Source organism: Paenibacillus gyeongsangnamensis, from assembly GCF_027533625.1.
Lineage (GTDB): Bacteria > Bacillota > Bacilli > Paenibacillales > NBRC-103111 > Paenibacillus_G > Paenibacillus_G gyeongsangnamensis.
Genome location: NZ_JAQAGZ010000020.1, coordinates 17,013 through 35,249, shown reverse-complemented (window position 1 = coordinate 35,249; position 18,237 = coordinate 17,013). Strand labels below are relative to the sequence as shown.

Sequence of the window (18,237 nt, the reverse complement as noted above, 5' to 3'; positions counted from 1 at the left end):
CTACCTTCTCTCTATTTGTTTTGCGCGATTTGCTCCACCAGCTCGGAGAGCTCGGTCCACCGGTCCATCGCTTGCTCAAGCTTCGCCGTAAGCTCCTGCTCCTCCCGGTACAAATCGTTCACCTTGCCGAAGTTGCTGCCGGCTTGCTCGATGCGCTTGCGGGTGATCTCAAGCTGATCTTCCAGACCTGCAATGACGTCTTCGATTTCGTCCCATTCTTTCTGCTCTTTATACGACAGCTTGCGCGGGCGGCCCGTTTCGCGCTTGTCCCCGTTGTCTCCTGCAGCCTGAGGCTTGGAGGAAACCGTCTCGCGCGCTTCCTTGCGGGCCTGCTCCTCCTGCTTCTGCTCGAGCTTCGCCGCTTCCATGTATTCGGTGTAATTTCCGAAAAAGCGCCGGATTCGTCCGTCTCCTTCGAAAACGAACAGATGGTCAGCCGTCCGGTCCAGGAAATAACGGTCATGGGATACCGTGATGACGACGCCCGGGAAATCTTCTAGATACTCCTCCAAAATCGTCAGCGTTTGAATATCCAGGTCGTTCGTCGGCTCGTCGAGCAGCAATACGTTCGGTTCGCCCATCAGCGTTCGAAGTAAATAGAGCCGCCGCCTTTCCCCGCCCGACAGCTTGCCGATCGGCGTCCACTGCTGAGCGGGGGTGAACAGGAACCGCTCCAGCATTTGAGCCGCGGTTACGGCTTCGCCGTCAGCGGTTCGGATCACTTCAGCCGTATCTTTAATATATTCGATCACCCGCTGCTTTTCGTCCATTTCCACGTTTTCCTGCGTGTAATAAGCAAGCTTGACCGTCGTTCCGAGCTCGATCGTTCCGCTGTCCGGTTGAATCCGGCCGGCCAGCATGTTCAGGAACGTCGATTTGCCGCTGCCGTTCGGACCGATGATGCCGATGCGGTCTTCCGGCAGTACGATATAACTGAAATCGCGAACCAGCCGGCGCTCGCCGTACGACTTGGTCACGTCTTCCAGCTCCATGATCTTCTTGCCGAGCCGGCTTGCTCCGAGCGCCATATCCATGGAAGCGGAGGGGCCGGCAACCTTGCGGTCGCGCAGCTCGATGACGCGCTCCACGCGGGCTTTTTGCTTTGTCGTACGCGCTTTGGCGCCCCGCCGCAGCCAGGCAAGCTCGCGGCGAAGCTGGTTTTGCCGCTTGTCCTCCTCGGCCGCCTCTCGCTCCATCCGCTCCGCCTTTTTCTCCAAGAATGCGGCGTAATTGCCTTCGTAGGCGTACAGCTTGCCCCTGTCCAACTCGAAGATCCGGTTGGTCACCCGGTCGAGGAAATACCTGTCGTGCGTGACGATCAGGAGAGCCCCCTTCCACTTGGCGAGGAACTCCTCCAGCCACTCCACCGTTTCGTGATCGATATGGTTGGTCGGCTCGTCCAGAATAAGCAGGTCCGCCGGCTGGATCAGCACCCTTGCCATCGCGACGCGCTTGCGCTGTCCGCCTGACAGCGTGCCTACCCTTTGGCCGAAGTCGTGAAGCCCCAGCTGCGTCAGCACAGTCTTGGCCTGCGTAGCGGCCTCCCAGGCGCCTGTCGCATCCATCCGCTGCTGTGCCGCGAACAACTTTGCCTGGCGCTTCTCGTCAGCCGGATCAAGCTGAAGCTCCGCGAGCACCCATTCGTATTCACGCAGCGCCTGCATCAGCGGCGTATCGCCGTAGAACACCTGCTCCAGTACGGTCGAATCGGATTCAAACGCGGGGTTTTGCGGCAAGTATTCCACCCGAAAATGGTTGGAGTGAAGCAGCTTGCCGCTTTCAACCGGCTCAAGGCCCGCCATGATTTTAAGAACCGTCGATTTGCCCGTGCCATTGACGCCGACGAGGCCGATGCGTTCTTTCTCGTTGATTTGAAAATCGATATGGTCGAAGAGCACCTTCTCGCCGTACGTTTTGACCAGCTGCTCCACCGTTAAAATGTTCATTGTTCGTTCAACGCTCCTTTTCGCCGGGAGGCCATCAAAATGCCGCTTTGCCGTATGGCTCGGCAGGTTCCAGGATATAAGCCGCCAGCAGTGCGGCCGTATTGCAAACCGCTTGCGCATGCGTCCGCTCCATCGCGTGCGAGGCGTGAACGCCCGGGCCGATCAGCGCCGCCCGGATGTTGCTTCCCCCGCGCAGAGCTGCGGAAGCGTCCGATCCGTACTGCGGGTAAATATCGACCGCATGCGGAATCCCTTCCCTGCGCGCCAGCTCGATCAGCTTGCCGGTCATGGCGTAGTCGTAAGGACCGGAGGAATCCTTCGCGCAGATGGATACGTCGGTCTCCTTGCAGCTGAGATCGTCTCCCATCGCCCCCATATCGACCGCAATCAGCTCTTCGATCTCGGAAGGGATCCAGGAAGCGCCGTGACCGACCTCTTCGTAGGTGCTAATAAGAATTTGCAGCGGATATTCCGGCTGGATGTTCTCCCTGCGGAGCGCCTCCAGCAAACCGAACAGCGCGGCTACGCCGGCTTTATCGTCCAGATGGCGCGACTTAATGTAGCCGTTGGGCTTGAACTGCGCCCTCGGATCGAACGATACGATATCGCCGACTCCGATTCCGAGCTCCTTTACGTCGTCTACAGAATGTACCGGTTCATCCAGCCTGATCTCCATAACCGCTTCTTCCCGTTTCATCTCTCTGGCATCGGGATAAACATGAACCGACGGCTTCGTCGTCAGAATCGTCCCGTCATACACCCGGCCGTCCCGGGTATGAATCTGGCAGTATTCGTTCTCAACCGAACCCATCATATATCCGCCGATCAATGTAAAACGAAGCGTACCGCTGGATTTAATCGAACGTACCATCGCTCCCAGCGTATCGACATGCCCCGACAAGCCGATCGTTCGGCCCGTTCGCTTCCCGGGAACGCGAATGATGCCGCACCCTTTCGGAGTATATTCCAGCTCATAGCCGAGCTCGGCCGCGGCCTCCGACAGCTTGCGCATAATGGGTCCGCAATAGCCGCTGGGGCTGGGGGTGTTAAGCAGCGTTTCAAGAATTTGGAGAACATAGGTTGTATCGATCTTGAGACTCATTCGTTCACTCTCCGTTCATTTGATTCTTATACCATTTTGCGGTAAGCTGTCCATGGAAATCAAATTCAAGGAGGAACTTTTTACCATGTCCGAATCCTTACCGCCGAAAACGTGTTCCATCGACCGTTTGGTCACCGTTGAAGCCGACGTAGAAAAGGTACTTTGCGGTGAGAAAACCGCTACCCGCCGCAACGGCCGTTATGCCGATCCCGGCGAAATCATGGAGCTCAAAGGCCATAAATTCGAGGTTACCCGCGTTTATCAGCAGTCGCTGGGCGAGCTGACGGACGAAGCCGTACGTATGGAAGGCTACGAAAACGTGGAGGCCTACAAAAATTATATCCTATCCATGCATGCCGGCATGCCTTGGCTGCCGCACATGAAAGTATGGGTTCACGAATTCCGCGCCGTCTGACCGAACGCGTCAGCCTGAAACGCCTGTCCATATACAAGAAAACAGTGTAGTGAAAGCTACACTGTTTTCTCACTTCATTACCGATCCCTGGAGGCTTTCGATTTCATGTATCTTTGGCTTGTCTTCATTCATTCCATCAGTGCCATGGTTTCCATCGGCCCCTTCTTTGCCCTGATCCCTATGCTGAAAAAGCTGCGAGCTTCCGAAGGAGCGGTGTACGAAGCCTATCTGGATTCCTTCACCTTCGCGGTCCGCTTGTCCAAGCATGCCGGACATGTCCTCGTCTTCTCCGGACTGCTGCTGATGTGGCTGGGCGATTGGCCCTGGAATACGCCCTGGATCTTCGGCACCTTCGTCGTGTTGTTCCTCTCGCTGTTCTTCATGGCCCGTGCCTTCTCGCCGACGATCCGCTTGCTTCGGAAGCAGGAGCCAAACCGCACCGTCCTGCTGAACAAGCTAAGCCGCGCGCTTTACTTGTATTTGACAGTGCTCTTCATAATGCTCTGGCTCATGATCATGAAACCGCTATTCTGGTAATTTCCGCTCTACGCTTCGAAATCTACGCAAACGCTGGTGCCGTCAAGTACTTGCTTCATGTGCTCCTTCACCTGTACGTGCACCGGGTGGTTGTCGTATATCTTCAAATCTTCCACGGAATCAAACTTCGTAATCAGCGCGATATCGTACGAACGCTCCAGATGAAGCACGTCCTTGCCCACCTCGATGTGGCGCAGCACCTCAATTTTGCCTTCCATGTTCTTCAGCACCTCGTAAGTCGTTTGAACCGACTCCGGGCTGCGATCCTTTAATTTGAATAAAACGACATGTGTCAGCATAAGATCTCGTTCTCCCTCAGCGATTGGATTAGACCGCAGCTGCGGACTATTCTTCGACATTGCATCCCATAGATACTTCATTATATCATCTTTGCCGGAAGACGGGAATAAGCGTTTGCAGTTTTTTCAATCTTCGGCAGGCATGCGCTGCATAGAGACGATACAGTTTGCGTAATGGAGCGCTTCCTCCCAACGGGCGCAGCAGCAGCAGGCTGACGTTGTCGTCAGCCCGTTTCATCAGCGCACGCTCCACCAGCCCCTCGCTAATTTGCTGCAGATCGCTTCCATCCGCCAGCTCCTTGCGGATGAATCCCGCCAAAGCGCCTGTCGTAATTCGGTCGTGAAATCCGTCGCTGATGAGTACGAACACCGTGCGGGGGTGATATACCCCCGTACGGAAATCAACGGCGGGCTCCCTCTTCAAGCCAAGTGAGCGAAGCAGAATATGCCGCTTCGGGTGACACATCGCTTCCCGTTCCGTCATCCTCAACAAAGTGACTTGCCGCTGCACCCAGGTATGATCTTTGGTAAGCAAGCTCCATCCCCCGTCAGCGCCAAGCCGAAGAATGCGGCAATCCCCGATATGCGCCACCAAGTAGGAATGATCGGTCAGCAGCAGAACGCTTAAGGTAGTCCCCTGCCGGTACGGCGAGGCGGTCAGCGCCTCGTGAATGCGCCGGTATAACTGTCTTAGCTCCTTCTCCACTGCGTTCCAGTAATTCTCTTCATCCAGCAGCACGGCCGCCCGCTCCTCCAGCCACATCTTAACCGCGTTGACAGCCAGCTCGCTCGCCCCGCCGCCATCCTCCGTTCCGCCCATCCCATCCGCGAGCACGGCTGCGGCATAGGGCTTTCCCTGCTTCGTGCTTCCAATGCGAAGCAGGGAGCGGTCTTCATTCAGCGTCCGGTACCATCCCGTATGGGTGGCGGCGCCGTACTGCCAATGGACGGCGATCTTTGTTTTCACCCGTTAAGACCCCATTCTAAACGTATATTCCGTCGTAATGATCTTAACTATATCACCTTCCCGCAAAGGTTGCATCCGGTAAGGCACCAATAATTCGCCGTTCACGAACGTGCCGTTGCGCGAACCGAGATCCCGGATCACGCACTCCTTCTCTTCCTTGACGAGCTCGGCATGTACCCTGGAGACCCCTTGCTCACCAACGATGAGGTCGGCCTCGCCTGCGCCCCTTCCGATAATGAAATGAGACTTTGAGATCGCAGTGCGCTGCCTGCGGCCGTCATGCATAAATTCAAGCGACGGGTCGGGATCTCGGTTATTCATCGCAGAGCCGCCCAGAAATACCGTTGCGTCATTCGGCCTTAACAGCGTCGTCGGCATGGCGTTCGTCCCGTCGATGCCGCGCGTCTCTTCTTTATCGGGAATGGGAGCAGATGGGCCAGACTTCAGGCCGATCTCCTCGAAAAAATCCGCTTCTCCTCCGCTATGCGGCTGAGCGTCAACACCAGACAGCCAGTCCTCCATCGCCTTCTCGGCCGGATCCTTGTGCGTGTCCGGTGGTGCGGCCCTTCGGAGCAGCAGCCACGCAAATGCAAGAAGAGCCATATTCAAACCAAGACACAAATAGAGCGTCACCGATCCGGGCTCTTCGATGTACCATTTCCAAAGGACACCGGAGCTCAGCAGCGCTGACAGCACGATAACGGTCTTATTTCTTTTTACGCGCTTTTCGGCTTCAGGCTTTCCGCCATCCGAACCTTCCCGGCGTTCGCTGCTTGCAGTCGCAGCCGACGATATTCCCGGGAATTCGTCAGGCTCAATCAAAACGGACTGCGTTCCGGATTCCGGAACAGACTCAAGAAAAGCATCTTGTTTGATAAAACGGGAATCAGACTTTGACATGTCCCGCCCTTCTCCTGTTCCGATCCCATAAGCTGCAGAGTGTTCCTGACCTTGACCCAAAAGCCGCAAATGCTTCATCAACAGCTGCTTCAATTCGGGGATATTGAAATTCTCTTCCTGGAGGTAGCTCATCAGCTCCTGGAAGCCGTTTCCCCGCAGCTCATCGACGCGGTGAATACACCTTGATGCCAGATGCTGAAGATCGGTCGATACGGAGCATTTATTATCCAGCTGCTCCTTCGGGATATAAGTGAAATAAAGATCGTCGAGACTTTCGCCGCAGTAGATGTAATCCTCCTTAAGCACGTATCTGCCGGGCTGCAGCATATAAATCTTGCTGTCGTCCAGCACGCAGGCAATTTCCAAAAAAAGAGAATAAAATCGCTGAAGCGTCAGCTTTTCCGTACGCAATCGCTGCGTCAGCATCCGTTTGCCCGTTACATTATAGTAAAGCTTAAGCTCGCCGTCCTTCTCCTCTACTTGCATATCCAAAAGCCGGGGAATGCGGTTCATGGTCAGCATCGACAGCTGGAATCCGGACAGCGCATCGGCTTTTAAACCGTCTGCATCGCTGACGACCATGTAATGACCATGCAGATAAGTAAAATCTACCTGAAGTCCGTAGAGCTGCTGCATCGCAGTAAATTCCTCCTCCCATAATTACATGCCGATTATCGGTTCGGCGGCACAAGCATACACGAATCCCGGCAGCACGGCCCACATCAGCGGAAATCGGAGCGAGCCTTCCTTGACGGACAAGCTGCGCCATGCCTGCGTCTCCCGGAAAAGCAGCAAACGAACCAGCGTCCACCCCAGATGGCGCAGCCGCTCTCCCCTGTCGCTTCGCCACAACAAAATGAGAAGCGCCAGTATCCCCGCAAATACGAGCGATAGGTACATCGCATACAGCGTATACCATGCTCCGAGGATCGAGCCTGCGGCTGCGAACAACTTGACGTCGCCGGCACCCACGGCTCTTGCCAGATAAAGCGCAAACATCGGTGCGAAACCGCAGGCCAACCCTGCCGCAGCGAACAGCAAGCCGGACCAGCCCTCCATCACGGCATGAACCAACAGTCCGGCGGCGGCTGCGGGCAAAGTCAGCCGATTCGGGATGCGCTGCTTCGTCACATCCGTCACAAATGCGCATGCTAGCAGCAATCCCGTCATGATCCATAGCGTCATATGCCGCTGCCTCCCACCCAAGCCCGCTCCAGCGCCTTTTTCTTCAGGAGGACGTCTTTTCGGAAAAAGGGAACGGCGAACGTAAACTGCAGCTGCGCCTCCACGCCCACAAAAGCTTCCTCCTTATGATCAAAATTAGGAAAGGTAATCTTCGTTACCTTCAGCTTCGATGTATTGATTCTCCGTTTGTCCGCAAAGAACGCGACAATCGGAGTAGCCGCTTCCGTTATTTCAGTCATCGCCCGTTCCTTGGCCTCCTCGGTCATCCCGGCTCCCCAGGATTCCGCTTGCTCGCGCTTCGATTTCTCCCAAGCCAGCAATCGGACCAAGGGGTCCGGGATCCAGTGTTCATATTCCTCCACGAAGCTTTCCGCATCGACCGCACGCTGCCTGATGTTCTCTACCCTTGAAACGGCTTCATCCAGCCAGACGCTGGGGCGGCTAGCGTTCCACTTGCTTCTCGCTTCACCCGCAAGCAGCTCCACCGGGTACATATTCGCCGCGATCACCTTCGCCGACTCGGATACCGCGGACTGCAACGCCATCTCCGCTATCGACAATCGGACCAGGACGATCATGAGCGCAACGAACGCTACGAAAAACGGCAGCACGAGTGCCGCTTCCAGCACAACGCCGCCCTGATCTTGCTTCCAAACCGACCGCATGCTGATGTCCCCGCAATCTAATAGTTATAGTCTGCGACTTTAGTGAGCCTGCAGCGGCGTCCCTCCTCATCGCAGCCCGTTAATCCGCTTCTTCCGATCTGCTGCAAGACTTGCGGCATGAACCAAAGCCGAAACGAAGTGCTCGCTTGCCCTGAAACATAGGAGGCTGTCTCCCTTAAATCCAGGCCTGTGTTAAGCTGGAGCAGCGCCTGCATGCGCGAAAGCAGCGCCGTTTCCGGACTGTGCAGCAGCAGAAATACACGCAAATAATCTTTATAGCCCAGCATGACGGCGAGCCCCAGCTCCTTGGATAAAGGTACCGTCTCCCCTTGAATGAGCTTCGCCATATCCGCCTGTGCCTGTACGGCTCCTTCCGCTACGGCCGCAAGCACCATTAAGAGCGGAGACCCTGCGGCAAGCGCCTCGTTCCTCGGCTTCATCAGCGACTCCGTCATCCCGACGGCCAAACGGAAAGCGAACATTTCGGCATACGCCAAAGAATAATTGCCCGCGCAGGTGGAGGACCCGTAAAGCAAATATTCGAGTTCCTGATTGGCGAGCGGATGCTGTTCGGGCTTGGAAAGCTCGCGGGATCGCCCAACATTTCCTTGAGCGTCTTTCTCCAGACCGAGCGTCCGATAACTGAATTTGCTGACCGCAAACTCATCGACATAAAATTCATCCCGCACCTCGGTCAATAACCCAGCCATGGAGGACACCAGCTTCATCGCGCTGAAGCCCGCCTGATCGGCATCCTTTAAATCGATCTGCGGTACGGGATACTCCGCCGGTTTCCGAGCGGCATTAAGCTCCATATACAGCTGGACGAAGCCTTTGCTTCCGGGCCGGGATGGATCTCCCTGCAGCTTGCGGTACAGCTCTTGATACGGATCGACCGCCGAAACCAGGCTGCAGCTGCCAAGCCCTCTCTTGACTTGGTCCAGGTAGCTCTGAGCCTTGTTCCTCTCATCCCGCTTCGATGCCTTAACGGCGCCGTTATGCTGCTTTCTTGCAGATTGCTTTGCGTTCTGCTCAGCATAGATGTCTTGGATCTTTTGGAGAAACAGCTCGAGAGCCGAGTCTGTCTGGTTATATTTTTGCTGCGTAAACATAAGTCCGTCTTGAATTTGAGCGTTAACCCCCGAAAAGAAAGAAACCGCAGAGGCAGTGTCGGATTCAAAACGCTCCAGCTCTTCCCGGCTGTACAGCGGGATGCTGCCGATGACTTGCTCGGCCTCCAACGTATCGCCAGCAGCTTCCGACTGAATGCGGCGAACCTCGGCGTTCAGTTGATCGTTAGCCTTTTTGGCCGACGTCATGGACGATTGAAACAACTCCTTCTTATCCGACAATTCAGCGGCATCCTTACTTGACTTCAGCTTTAACACCGTGAGAAGCTCCGCGTAACGGAGCAAATCCTGCAGAAGCTGTTCAAACTGCGTTACTTTACTCCAAGCCTCCTGCAGCTGCCCCTGCAGCGTCTGCCGGGCCATCAACAGCTGACGAATGCTTTCGGCCGCTCCGGCTCCCGCCTGCGCCAATGAGGTGATCGACCGGTCGATGCCGTCGAGCTGGCTCTGGAGCCTTCGAACCTCCTCCTTGGCGGAGGATAGCGTACCGCGCACCTCCTCGACGGTATGGATCCCGATCCGTCCGCTGAGCTCGTTCAAATCCCGAAGCTGCGTCTGATAGAACGGATGAAGATCGAGCGCTTTTTGCCGGATTTCGAGAAAATCGTCCCATGCCTCTTCCAGCCTCTCGTTACGCTCATCGAGCAGCTTCTCCAGCTTGGCGGCTTGTTTCGTGAAGCGGGACGCTTGACTCAACCTTGAAGCTAAATTGTTTTTTTTGAATTTATCGTAAATTTCGAGCGAATAGAGGATCGGCGCCCGATATTTCATCTCCTCCAATAGCTGCCTCTTGAATACCTGATGATTCGCCAGAGGATACATGGGCGTCAAATGAACGGAGGCCGGAACCAGCCTGTTATCGATAAACCGGAAACTCCCGTCTTCTTCGGGCGGTCCCGATAGGCTGCCCTGCACCGTACGCTCGAAGGCGCGTTTGGCCTCTTCCGCTTCCGCCGCAATACCAAACAGTCCATACGTTTGCAGAGAGGGCGAATAGGTCGACAGAGCGGAACGAACGCCGGCTTTCACCGCATTCTCGGTTTCCTTCTCCGCTGTCTTGAGACGCACCGCATCGATCAACAGTCCGCAAAACAGAAATACGGGCACCAGCACAGCCATCAAATAAACCGAAACCGCTCCCTGCCGGTCCCGCCATAGTCCGTTTCCCACGGACATAAGTTCCCCTCCTTGCACTCGCTGCTTAATCATGCAAAATTACGACGATCCCCCTGCTCTCCAGCTCCCGCTTCAGTGATTTGTTCAGGCTAGCCTTCTCCTTATTCGTCAGCTTGAAGAAATGCCAGACGACACCTTTCACTTGGGAGCCGCTTCGAAGCAGCTCCGCGTCTTTGGGCATCTGCACCTCGCGCAAATTTTTCTCGCTGATATTGAAATACGCTTGATGCGCTACGCCGCCCGCGTCCATGGCGTCTACGGTTCGCTTCGTCTCCGGGCTCACCTGCAGTATTTTCTCCGTTCCTCCGACGAGCGTGCGCAAATAGGTCACGGCTTCCTTATGGTTCGTAATGCGTACTGGCTCCTTCAAAACCACTGCCGGCTCCTTCATTAATGCCAACGCCTCGGACGGTTTCATTCGACCTTGAACCTCGCGCGCAAACGTACGGGTAAGATCGGTCAGGCGGATCGTTTCGGCTGCATCCGTCACGTAAGAAGCGGCGCCCGCCGACATCCGTTTAGGGCCCCAGCCGCCGTTCTCATGTCCAAAAGGCATGCGTACCTGCTGCTCCGCGTGTACGGCCACCTTCCTCAAAAGCCCAAGATTGCTGTAGACAGCTTCACCCTCCCAGGCGGAAGGCAAGCGCCCCACTCCATGAAGCAGCTTGCTTGCCGGACCGCTGCCGCTTCCTTGTCCGCTCTGCGCGGGGAGCTTCACACGGACATCATCGAGGCCGGATGCAAAAGTAAACAGTCCGAGAATATGATCGTTCGCGAGCCGCCAGTAGAGCCCGTCGTCACGGCCTGCTTCAATGGCACCCGTAACGGGGTCTTTGCCGGTATTACCCCATACGAACGCGGTCCGTTCCGACGTCAAAACCGTCTTCTGGTACATATTGGCATAGAAATAAGCGGTCAAGGCCAGGAAAAGCAGCAGTACCGTGGTCAGCACGATCGCCGGAGCGGTCAGCGACGCTTCAAGTGAGAATTGACCGGATTCGCTCCGCCAAAGCCCGGGAGCATACCGATGCCGGGATCCCTTCTTGTCTCTGCTATGCAGCCGAGGCATCAACTTAAGGCGCCTTAGGACTTAAATCGCCGGCATCCTTGGATATTGTTCCGGATTGATCGACGATTTCCTTATCGGCGCTTTCAAACAAGGCTTTCAGCCATTTTAGGATCCACTTCCGGAACGCAATCGCAATAATGATCAGCACAGCCACGATCAGCAAAATTTCCAACGTGCCGAGCCCTTCCTCCTCCTTCCAAAATGCGTTCCAGCCTTCCTTCAAACGTTCCATCATTTCAATCGCCCTCCTTCGTACGTTTTAAGACATCATCATTAAAGCCGGCGCCGCTACAATAACCATCACGACAAAAAAAATCAGCACCATCGGAAACACGAGCTTGGAGGAAGCCTCTTCCCCGAGCGTGCGCGCCAGCGCTTTCCTTTTATCCCACAGCATAACGGACAGCTCGCGCAGGGATAGGACCAGTTCTTCTCCGCCCCGCTTGTAGTTCAGCATAAGCGCGGTCGTGAACAGCGATACTTCCTGCAAAGCGCACCGCTTGCTGAAATCCTCCAAAGCTTTGGTAAAGGACACATTCATTCTCAATGCTTTTACCGCGCCCGACAGCTCTACGAGCAACGGTCCGGGAGCCCTTTCCCGCACCTCGACGATTCGAATCAACGCTTGCTGCACCGTTTCACCCGCATTGACAAGCAGCATGAGCTCGTTCAGCAGCTCCGGCAGCTCCAGCAGCATTCGCCGTTTTTTGAGCTTCAGCCGGTCGCTGAAATGCTTGTACCCCGCAAACGGCACTAGCAGGGCCAAGAGAGCTCCGTAACCGATCAGTTCTAAAGTTCCTTCCGATAAGCAAGCAATCAACGTAACGAACAGGATTAGCCCATAGGAAGCGAGGACGGAGCCGGCAAGGAACGTCCTTGTATAAAAAGCCGCCGTCTTGGCACCGTACAGTCCGATCATGACGTGATGCACCTTGCCGACCGCTTCAGGAAAACGATCGGCGGCCTTGCAGCGGTCGATCAGCCACAAGCCGGGAGCGCCTGCCTCCCTCCAAACCGGGTTCTCTCCGCCTGGATGACTGCGAATCCATGACGCATATCGCGGATAGGAAAGAAACCAAACCGCGCCGAACGCGGACATCTCCAGCAGAAACAACAGCCACATAAAATCTCCTTCAAACCGGAATATTCATAATCTTCTGCGTCAACCGATAACACGCCGCAAGCACCGTCAAAGCTCCAAGCATAAGGAGACGCCCGGCCCCTGCGTACAGCGGTTCCATATAATCGGGAGAGCTGGAAGACAATACCGCTACCATAACGACCGGAGCCAGGATCAATACCTTGGACTCGAATTTCTTCTGCGCGATCTGCACCTGGATATCTTGCTCGATATCGAGCTTGTCCTGAATCAATCCTGCGGTACGCCGGATGACCTGTACCAAATTTCCGCCTGTCCGCTTACAAATGACGAAGACATCGGCGAACTGCGCGATATCTTCCACATGCGCCCGTTTACTGAACTGCATCAGCGCCGACTCTACCGTTTCCCCATTGTCCAGCCGATGAAGCAGGATTTCCAGCTCCTTGACGATCATGGTCCCGCTTCCCGGATACAGCAGCTTGAGATCATTCAGCGCTTCCCGGAACGCGGATTCTACGGATCTGCCTGCGCTAAGCGAGGAAGACAAGGCGGACAAGAGCTGCTTAAATTGCAGCTTCAGCTGCGCCTTGCGCTTCTCGATCAACCGGCGGCGCCTGAGCGCCGGGTAATAACATCCGAAGGCCGATAACAGGACGATCGCCCAGAAGCTTTTGAAAAATACGAAAGCAATGCCTCCCATGACCGTACATCCGGCAGCAAGGGAAATGAGAAGCTCGGATCGGTTCAGCCTGTACGCATTGTAATCCGTTAACCCGTCCGTATGCGGGGAACGTTTGTAGATATCAATCAGCTCCGTACCAAAGCGCAATGAAGGACGGCCTACGGATTTTACCTCCGAACGCATCGTTTACACCTCCCTCCTACTCACAACAATCCGGCCAACTGGAGCTTCCAGTTCATTTTCAACGCATTTCCTGTCGGCTCAAGCGAGCCAGTTACACGGCCATCCGGCCCTTCCCCGGTCTCGACAAAACGGAACAACGGATTCAGTCGCACCTCACCGTCCTGAACCGGCAGCACTTCGCTGATTTCCGTGACTCTGCGGGAACGGTCGCGGAGCCGCTGCAGGTGCACCATGATGTCCAGCGCTGAAGCGATTTGCTGGCGGATCGCCTCAATCGGCAGCGATGCTCCGCTCAACACCATCGTCTCAAGCCGGCTGAGCATATCTTGCGTCGAATTCGCGTGCCCGGTGCTTAAAGAACCGTCGTGTCCCGTGTTCATTGCCTGCAGCATATCCAGAGCTTCGGCCCCCCGCACTTCGCCGACAATAATCCGGTTAGGCCGCATTCGTAACGAGGATCGGATCAAATCGCGGATCGTAATTTCTCCGCGTCCTTCCGTATTGGCATTCCGCGTCTCGAGACCGACAACGTTCAGTATGCTGCGAATTTGCAGCTCCGCCGAGTCTTCAATCGTGATGATCCGTTCATCCGTCGGAATGTACTCAACAAGGGCATTCAAGAACGTCGTTTTTCCGGAGCCTGTTCCTCCTCCGATAAACAGGTTATATTTCGATTTCACCATCCGGATCAGGAATTGGGCGGCTTCCCCGGTTATCGCCCCCCTTTGGATCAAATCGTCCAACGTGAGCGGATGCTCGGGAAATTTACGGATGGTCATAGCCGGACCGCAAAGCGCGACCGGCGGCAGCACGATGTTGACACGCGACCCGTCGCCCAGTCTCGCGTCGACGATCGGGCTCGATTCGTTGACGAGCCGGTTCACACGGCCGACGATCGTTTGAATCGTATCCTCCAGCTTCTCCCTGCTTTCAAAGCGGATATCGGTCAGTGTCAGCCTTCCGTGCTTCTCGATAAAGATTTGATCATGTGCGTTAATCATAATTTCAGTGATGTCCCGATCGTCCACCAAAGGCTGAAGCACGTCCAGACCGCGAAACGAATGGAACAGCTCCCGTACGGCGCGATGCTTCTGGCTTGCGGTCAAGTAAGACGTTCTTGAATAGGCGAACACTTCCTGTTCGATGCGCTCCATCAGCTGCTCATCCGACAACGCCACCCCCAAATCGAAGCTGTCCTGAATCGTTTGCTTAAGCGATCGCTTCGCGTCATCGGTCCACACCGGCCGGCACCTCCTTCGCATGAATGACGGAGGCCGCCTGCTCGGCAAAAGCGGGAGAGAACATTTCGCTCGTCTTCCGGACGGCTTTCCATTCGGGAACATAGCTCAGCTTCGCCTGAACGGACAAGCCATAGCCGGACCAATCGTTGAGGGGCTGGCCCATGCTCTTATTGTGAATGAATGTCATTTTCCGAAGCAGCTGCCTGGGGTCCGCTTCTTGCTCGGCGGATAGCAAATGCAGCTGCTCCCTGGCTTTCGCCAAGTGAACCGAATCGTCCGTGATCAGCCACAGAATTTGATCGCTGTGCCGAAACAACTCGGTGCGGCAAGGAAGAGGCGCCGAATCCAAGTCCACGACAATCCGGTCATAGTCTCCCGTTCCGCTTAAGCCCGATAGTAACTGCCGCAGCTCACCCCCATTCATTTCCCAAAGCTCCGAGCCGGTTGCGAAAGGCGGAATGTAGTCGAATTTGAGATGAGCATGCTTTCGCTTCAAGCTATCCTTCTTGATCCCGATCAACTTAGGATTCGTCTTGGCGTAATAAAGCAGCTGCGAGAAAGCTTCCGGCGCTCCGTCATCGTCACTCGCGTACCACTCTCGCGAAGGCAGCAGCTCGAGGCATAGGCACAGCACACGTTCTCCCCGGATAGCCAGCTGACGGGCCAAGTGGACGGACGTAATCGTTTTGCCGATACCTCCGGAAGCAGAGTAAACCGTACAAATGGACGTTTCCCTTCGTCCTGTCAGCGGAACGACAGCGGCGAACTCGTTGAAATGGGCCAACACCCGGGAAAGCAGCCGATCGAGCGGCTGAAATTTGCAGAGCACCGGATATTCCAGGATGCCCTCCGATAAAGAAGCGTCGCTTAGGATCACGATGCAGCCGGGCTTTATGCGGTAGGCGGCCTCCGCCAGCGGCATCATCGATTCGTGAACGACAAGAACGAACGGCTCGGAAAGCTGTTCCACGTACTGGCTTCCGTGCCGGGCGCAAGTAAACACCCGAAGGGTGAACCTTTCCCCATATTCCGAGGCGCGGAGGAAAGCTGACATCATGTCACCGAAATATCGGTCTTCCTCCAGCAGCACCACGCTTATTTTGGCCATGGACAAGCCTCTCCTCTCCAATCAAATAAACCATACCTGCTCTTAGGCATCGCCGCCCTTCCGTCTTCTCTGCTTGTTCCTGGGCCTTCCACACACCTCTTCCAAGCAAACAAAAAAAGCACGCGCCGAAGGGAGAACGAATTCTCCAATCAGCGGTGCTTCCGCTTGCAATCCATAATTTACTCGTATTATAGCACAACGTTCAGGAAAATCAATACATAAATGTAAACTTCAACATGGCTTAGGCTGGCTTTCATTTAAGATATCGCCGCGCTCCCGCGAACTCGGCTGCATATTCCGGCGTCTGAACTGGCAGGATTTCCACTGCACTCTCGGTTTTGGGAGAATGGACCATTTGTCCGCCGCCGATGTACATGGACACGTGATGGACCTTCCCTTTGCCTTTGTTATAGGCGTAGAACAGCAGGTCTCCGGGCTTCAATTCCTTCAAGCCGACCGGCGTACCGGCCGCAGCTTGATCCTTGGCATCCCTCGGAATGGCGATGCCGTAATGCCGGTACAAGGAATAAGTAAATCCGGAGCAATCAAACCCGAAGCCCGAGGTTCCGGCCCATAAATAGGGGAGCTCCAAAAACTGCATCGCCGTCTCGACGAGCCCTTCGCCGGTAACGGGTTCGTTCGTTTCGGAAGCTTCGAATCCGGCCATTTTGACGTCCGACTTATCGATCCACCGGATACCCTGCGGAAGTGCGACGCCCCAGCGGCTCTCCTCTTCTCGCACGATCGGCAGTCTCGTATTGAAGCTCAGCTCAAACCTGGATTCCGTACCGTTCTTCTCGGCATCGGAAGCGGCAAATACTTTCGCTGTCGGCTTCCGGACGACCGCATACGGACAAGCCTCATAGTCAAGCCCCACTTCCACCAGTTGAGTGGCGGGCAGCCATCCCGGATACCCTTCCGGCGAGCCCGGCTTGCCTTGCTCTGGCACAGCCACCTTCACCCACGCTCCCCGCTCTTCCAGCACGCGGACCTTCGTGCCGAGCAGCGCTTCGGTTTCCAGCTTGCCTACAAGCCACAGCTTCTCCGGAATGCCTAGCGGCGTCAGCCAGGCTCTTATATCGACAGGATTGCCGAGCGAAGGCCGGTCCGCAGCACGAGCGCGATCCGGCGCTGACCACAAGGTGGCCACGGCGACGGCAATGTGCCTGAAAGAGGACTCGGAGGCTTCCCTGCGTTTCGCTTCACATACAAGCCTTGAGCGCGCCTCTTTGGAAGGAAGCGTCGGCAAGGATGCAAGCACTGCTTGAGTTTCAACTGAAGAACCCAAAGCACCGTCAGACGAGGTCGCAGAATCAGGCGTCTGCGCCTGCCAAGCGGCTGTCAAGAAGAACAAAGCCATCCCTGCAATTAGCCCGAACAAAGCTAAGACAGCAAGCCATCTATGCCACTGCATGTCAGCGCTGCTCGGCGAATGCCTTCTTGTTGCGCTCGATCTGCTGAATATGCCGGTCCAAATGATGGACGAACATGGCTACGAGCTCCTGCAGCGTTAATTTGCCGTTCTGGTTGTGGACGCCGGTTCTGGCCCAATCCTCTTCGCTGAGACCGCGGAGAATAGGCACCATCGATGCCCGCAGCGCGGCGAATAGGGACAAGAAGACGGACATGTCGAGCGATGAATATTGCAAGCGCAGCGCCCAGGCATCGGGATCGAACTTGAAGAACAGCGGATTCGGCTCCGCTATGATCCGTTTCATCCGGTCGAGAGCAATCATTTCCGCATCGCACAGATGGATCACGACCTTCTTGATGCACCATCGGTTTTCGGCAGGCTTATACAGCAGCAGCTCCTCGCTCAAACCCTCGATTGCCACGGACAGCCGGTTGAATCCTTCAGCGTAGCTTTGCACCAAATCTTCCATATCCCTCACTCTCCCCTACGTTCACATTTTTCTCGCTGCCGCTGTCCATACCGCCTTCGGTTTGTCATAACGGTTCATCGTCTGCTCCTGCAGCTCGGCGGAGAATCCTTCTTTAAACAGCTTCTCCAGCTGCTCCCTGTCGAAGAACCGTTTGCGTTTGCCTTCCCATTCATAGTAATGCGGCTCCAGCAGCTCGCCTTTCCCTGATCCGTATTCTACGTCGTGCACGGAATTCACACGGCATAAAAGCATGCCTCCCGGACGCAGAATGCGGCGAATATCCGCTATGATTTGAATCGTATCGTTCCAAGAAAAATAATGCAGGCTCAAGTCTGCCACAACGATTTGAAACGATTCGTCGTCAAAAGGAAGCGGTTCGGGCAGCCGGATCCTTCTCGTCTCCGCGGAAGGCGCGACCTCGCGAACCTTACTCAGCGCAGCTTCCGACAGATCGCATGCCAAGACGCGGTAGCCGCGTTCGCTCAGGAAGAGCGCATTGTTCCCCGCGCCGCAGCCCAGATCAAGTATAGCGAGATCCGCCGATTTGTTTAACTCTTCATGGAACGGCTCGAGCCACAGGTCATACCGCACCTGCGAAGGCTGAAGTCCGGAGAAGATCCCGTCCCAGAACGCTTGCTCCGTCAATT

General features: G+C 55.6%; 19 protein-coding genes. 2 read left to right on the top strand and 17 right to left on the bottom strand.

The window, feature by feature from the left end; all coding sequences use genetic code 11:
* Positions 1 to 11: 11 nt before the first annotated feature.
* Together O9H85_RS26500 and O9H85_RS26495 are read right to left on the bottom strand one after the other, a co-directional pair.
* A complete protein-coding gene (locus tag O9H85_RS26500; RefSeq protein ID WP_269884417.1) occupies positions 12 to 1,946 on the bottom strand; it encodes an ABC-F family ATP-binding cassette domain-containing protein in 1,935 nt (644 codons plus the stop codon).
* A 34-nt stretch (positions 1,947 to 1,980) separates the two neighbouring features.
* Positions 1,981 to 3,048, bottom strand: coding sequence for a M42 family metallopeptidase (locus tag O9H85_RS26495; protein WP_269884416.1), 1,068 nt, complete (start codon positions 3,046 to 3,048; stop codon positions 1,981 to 1,983).
* Positions 3,049 to 3,133: 85 nt separating this feature from the next.
* On the opposite strand from O9H85_RS26495, the gene O9H85_RS26490 reads away from it, so the two are divergent.
* Complete coding sequence (locus tag O9H85_RS26490) at positions 3,134 to 3,463, top strand: ASCH domain-containing protein (protein ID WP_269884415.1); 330 nt, start codon at positions 3,134 to 3,136, stop codon at positions 3,461 to 3,463.
* Positions 3,464 to 3,568: 105 nt separating this feature from the next.
* Positions 3,569 to 4,000, top strand: coding sequence for a DUF2269 family protein (locus O9H85_RS26485; RefSeq protein WP_269884414.1), 432 nt, complete (start codon positions 3,569 to 3,571; stop codon positions 3,998 to 4,000).
* Positions 4,001 to 4,008: 8 nt separating this feature from the next.
* On the opposite strand, the gene O9H85_RS26480 is transcribed toward O9H85_RS26485, so the two are convergent.
* The 15 genes from O9H85_RS26480 to O9H85_RS26410 form a co-directional block, all read right to left on the bottom strand.
* The gene (locus O9H85_RS26480; RefSeq protein ID WP_269884413.1) at positions 4,009 to 4,299 is read right to left on the bottom strand and encodes a Dabb family protein; all 291 of its coding nucleotides are present in this window, start codon (positions 4,297 to 4,299) and stop codon (positions 4,009 to 4,011) included.
* 85 nt (positions 4,300 to 4,384) lie between these two features.
* Entirely contained in the window at positions 4,385 to 5,266 is an 882-nt protein-coding gene (locus O9H85_RS26475; protein WP_269884412.1) for a PP2C family protein-serine/threonine phosphatase, read from the bottom strand.
* Positions 5,267 to 5,269: 3 nt separating this feature from the next.
* On the bottom strand, positions 5,270 to 6,802 hold the full coding sequence (locus O9H85_RS26470) for a DUF6382 domain-containing protein (protein ID WP_269884411.1): 1,533 nt from the start codon (positions 6,800 to 6,802) through the stop codon (positions 5,270 to 5,272).
* Between the two features lie 24 nt (positions 6,803 to 6,826).
* Entirely contained in the window at positions 6,827 to 7,351 is a 525-nt protein-coding gene (locus O9H85_RS26465) for an A24 family peptidase (protein ID WP_269884410.1), read from the bottom strand.
* Complete coding sequence (locus O9H85_RS26460; RefSeq protein ID WP_269884409.1) at positions 7,348 to 8,016, bottom strand: TadE/TadG family type IV pilus assembly protein; 669 nt, start codon at positions 8,014 to 8,016, stop codon at positions 7,348 to 7,350. The genes O9H85_RS26465 and O9H85_RS26460 overlap by 4 nt, the downstream gene beginning before the upstream one ends.
* Before the next feature lie 17 nt (positions 8,017 to 8,033).
* Positions 8,034 to 10,322: a hypothetical protein gene (locus O9H85_RS26455; RefSeq protein WP_269884408.1), complete on the bottom strand. Its 2,289-nt coding sequence runs from the start codon at positions 10,320 to 10,322 to the stop codon at positions 8,034 to 8,036.
* A gap of 25 nt (positions 10,323 to 10,347) precedes the next feature.
* A complete protein-coding gene (locus tag O9H85_RS26450) occupies positions 10,348 to 11,391 on the bottom strand; it encodes a hypothetical protein (RefSeq protein ID WP_269884407.1) in 1,044 nt (347 codons plus the stop codon).
* A 4-nt stretch (positions 11,392 to 11,395) separates the two neighbouring features.
* Complete coding sequence (locus O9H85_RS26445) at positions 11,396 to 11,626, bottom strand: Flp1 family type IVb pilin (protein WP_333474273.1); 231 nt, start codon at positions 11,624 to 11,626, stop codon at positions 11,396 to 11,398.
* 24 nt (positions 11,627 to 11,650) lie between these two features.
* Positions 11,651 to 12,514: a type II secretion system F family protein gene (locus O9H85_RS26440; RefSeq protein WP_269884406.1), complete on the bottom strand. Its 864-nt coding sequence runs from the start codon at positions 12,512 to 12,514 to the stop codon at positions 11,651 to 11,653.
* Between the two features lie 10 nt (positions 12,515 to 12,524).
* Positions 12,525 to 13,358, bottom strand: coding sequence for a type II secretion system F family protein (locus tag O9H85_RS26435; protein WP_269884405.1), 834 nt, complete (start codon positions 13,356 to 13,358; stop codon positions 12,525 to 12,527).
* 20 nt (positions 13,359 to 13,378) lie between these two features.
* Positions 13,379 to 14,599, bottom strand: a complete 1,221-nt coding sequence (locus O9H85_RS26430; RefSeq protein ID WP_409348207.1) for a CpaF family protein — start codon at positions 14,597 to 14,599, stop codon at positions 13,379 to 13,381.
* A complete protein-coding gene (locus O9H85_RS26425; protein ID WP_269884403.1) occupies positions 14,586 to 15,707 on the bottom strand; it encodes a P-loop NTPase family protein in 1,122 nt (373 codons plus the stop codon). Before O9H85_RS26425 ends, O9H85_RS26430 begins: the two co-directional genes overlap by 14 nt.
* Positions 15,708 to 15,960: 253 nt before the next feature.
* Positions 15,961 to 17,121 (bottom strand): C40 family peptidase, encoded by a 1,161-nt coding sequence (locus tag O9H85_RS26420; protein ID WP_269884402.1) that lies wholly within the window; start codon positions 17,119 to 17,121, stop codon positions 15,961 to 15,963.
* 1 nt (position 17,122) lies between these two features.
* Positions 17,123 to 17,590, bottom strand: coding sequence for a DinB family protein (locus O9H85_RS26415; protein WP_269884401.1), 468 nt, complete (start codon positions 17,588 to 17,590; stop codon positions 17,123 to 17,125).
* A 21-nt stretch (positions 17,591 to 17,611) separates the two neighbouring features.
* On the bottom strand, positions 17,612 to 18,235 hold the full coding sequence (locus tag O9H85_RS26410) for a class I SAM-dependent methyltransferase (protein WP_269884400.1): 624 nt from the start codon (positions 18,233 to 18,235) through the stop codon (positions 17,612 to 17,614).
* Positions 18,236 to 18,237: the final 2 nt, after the last annotated feature.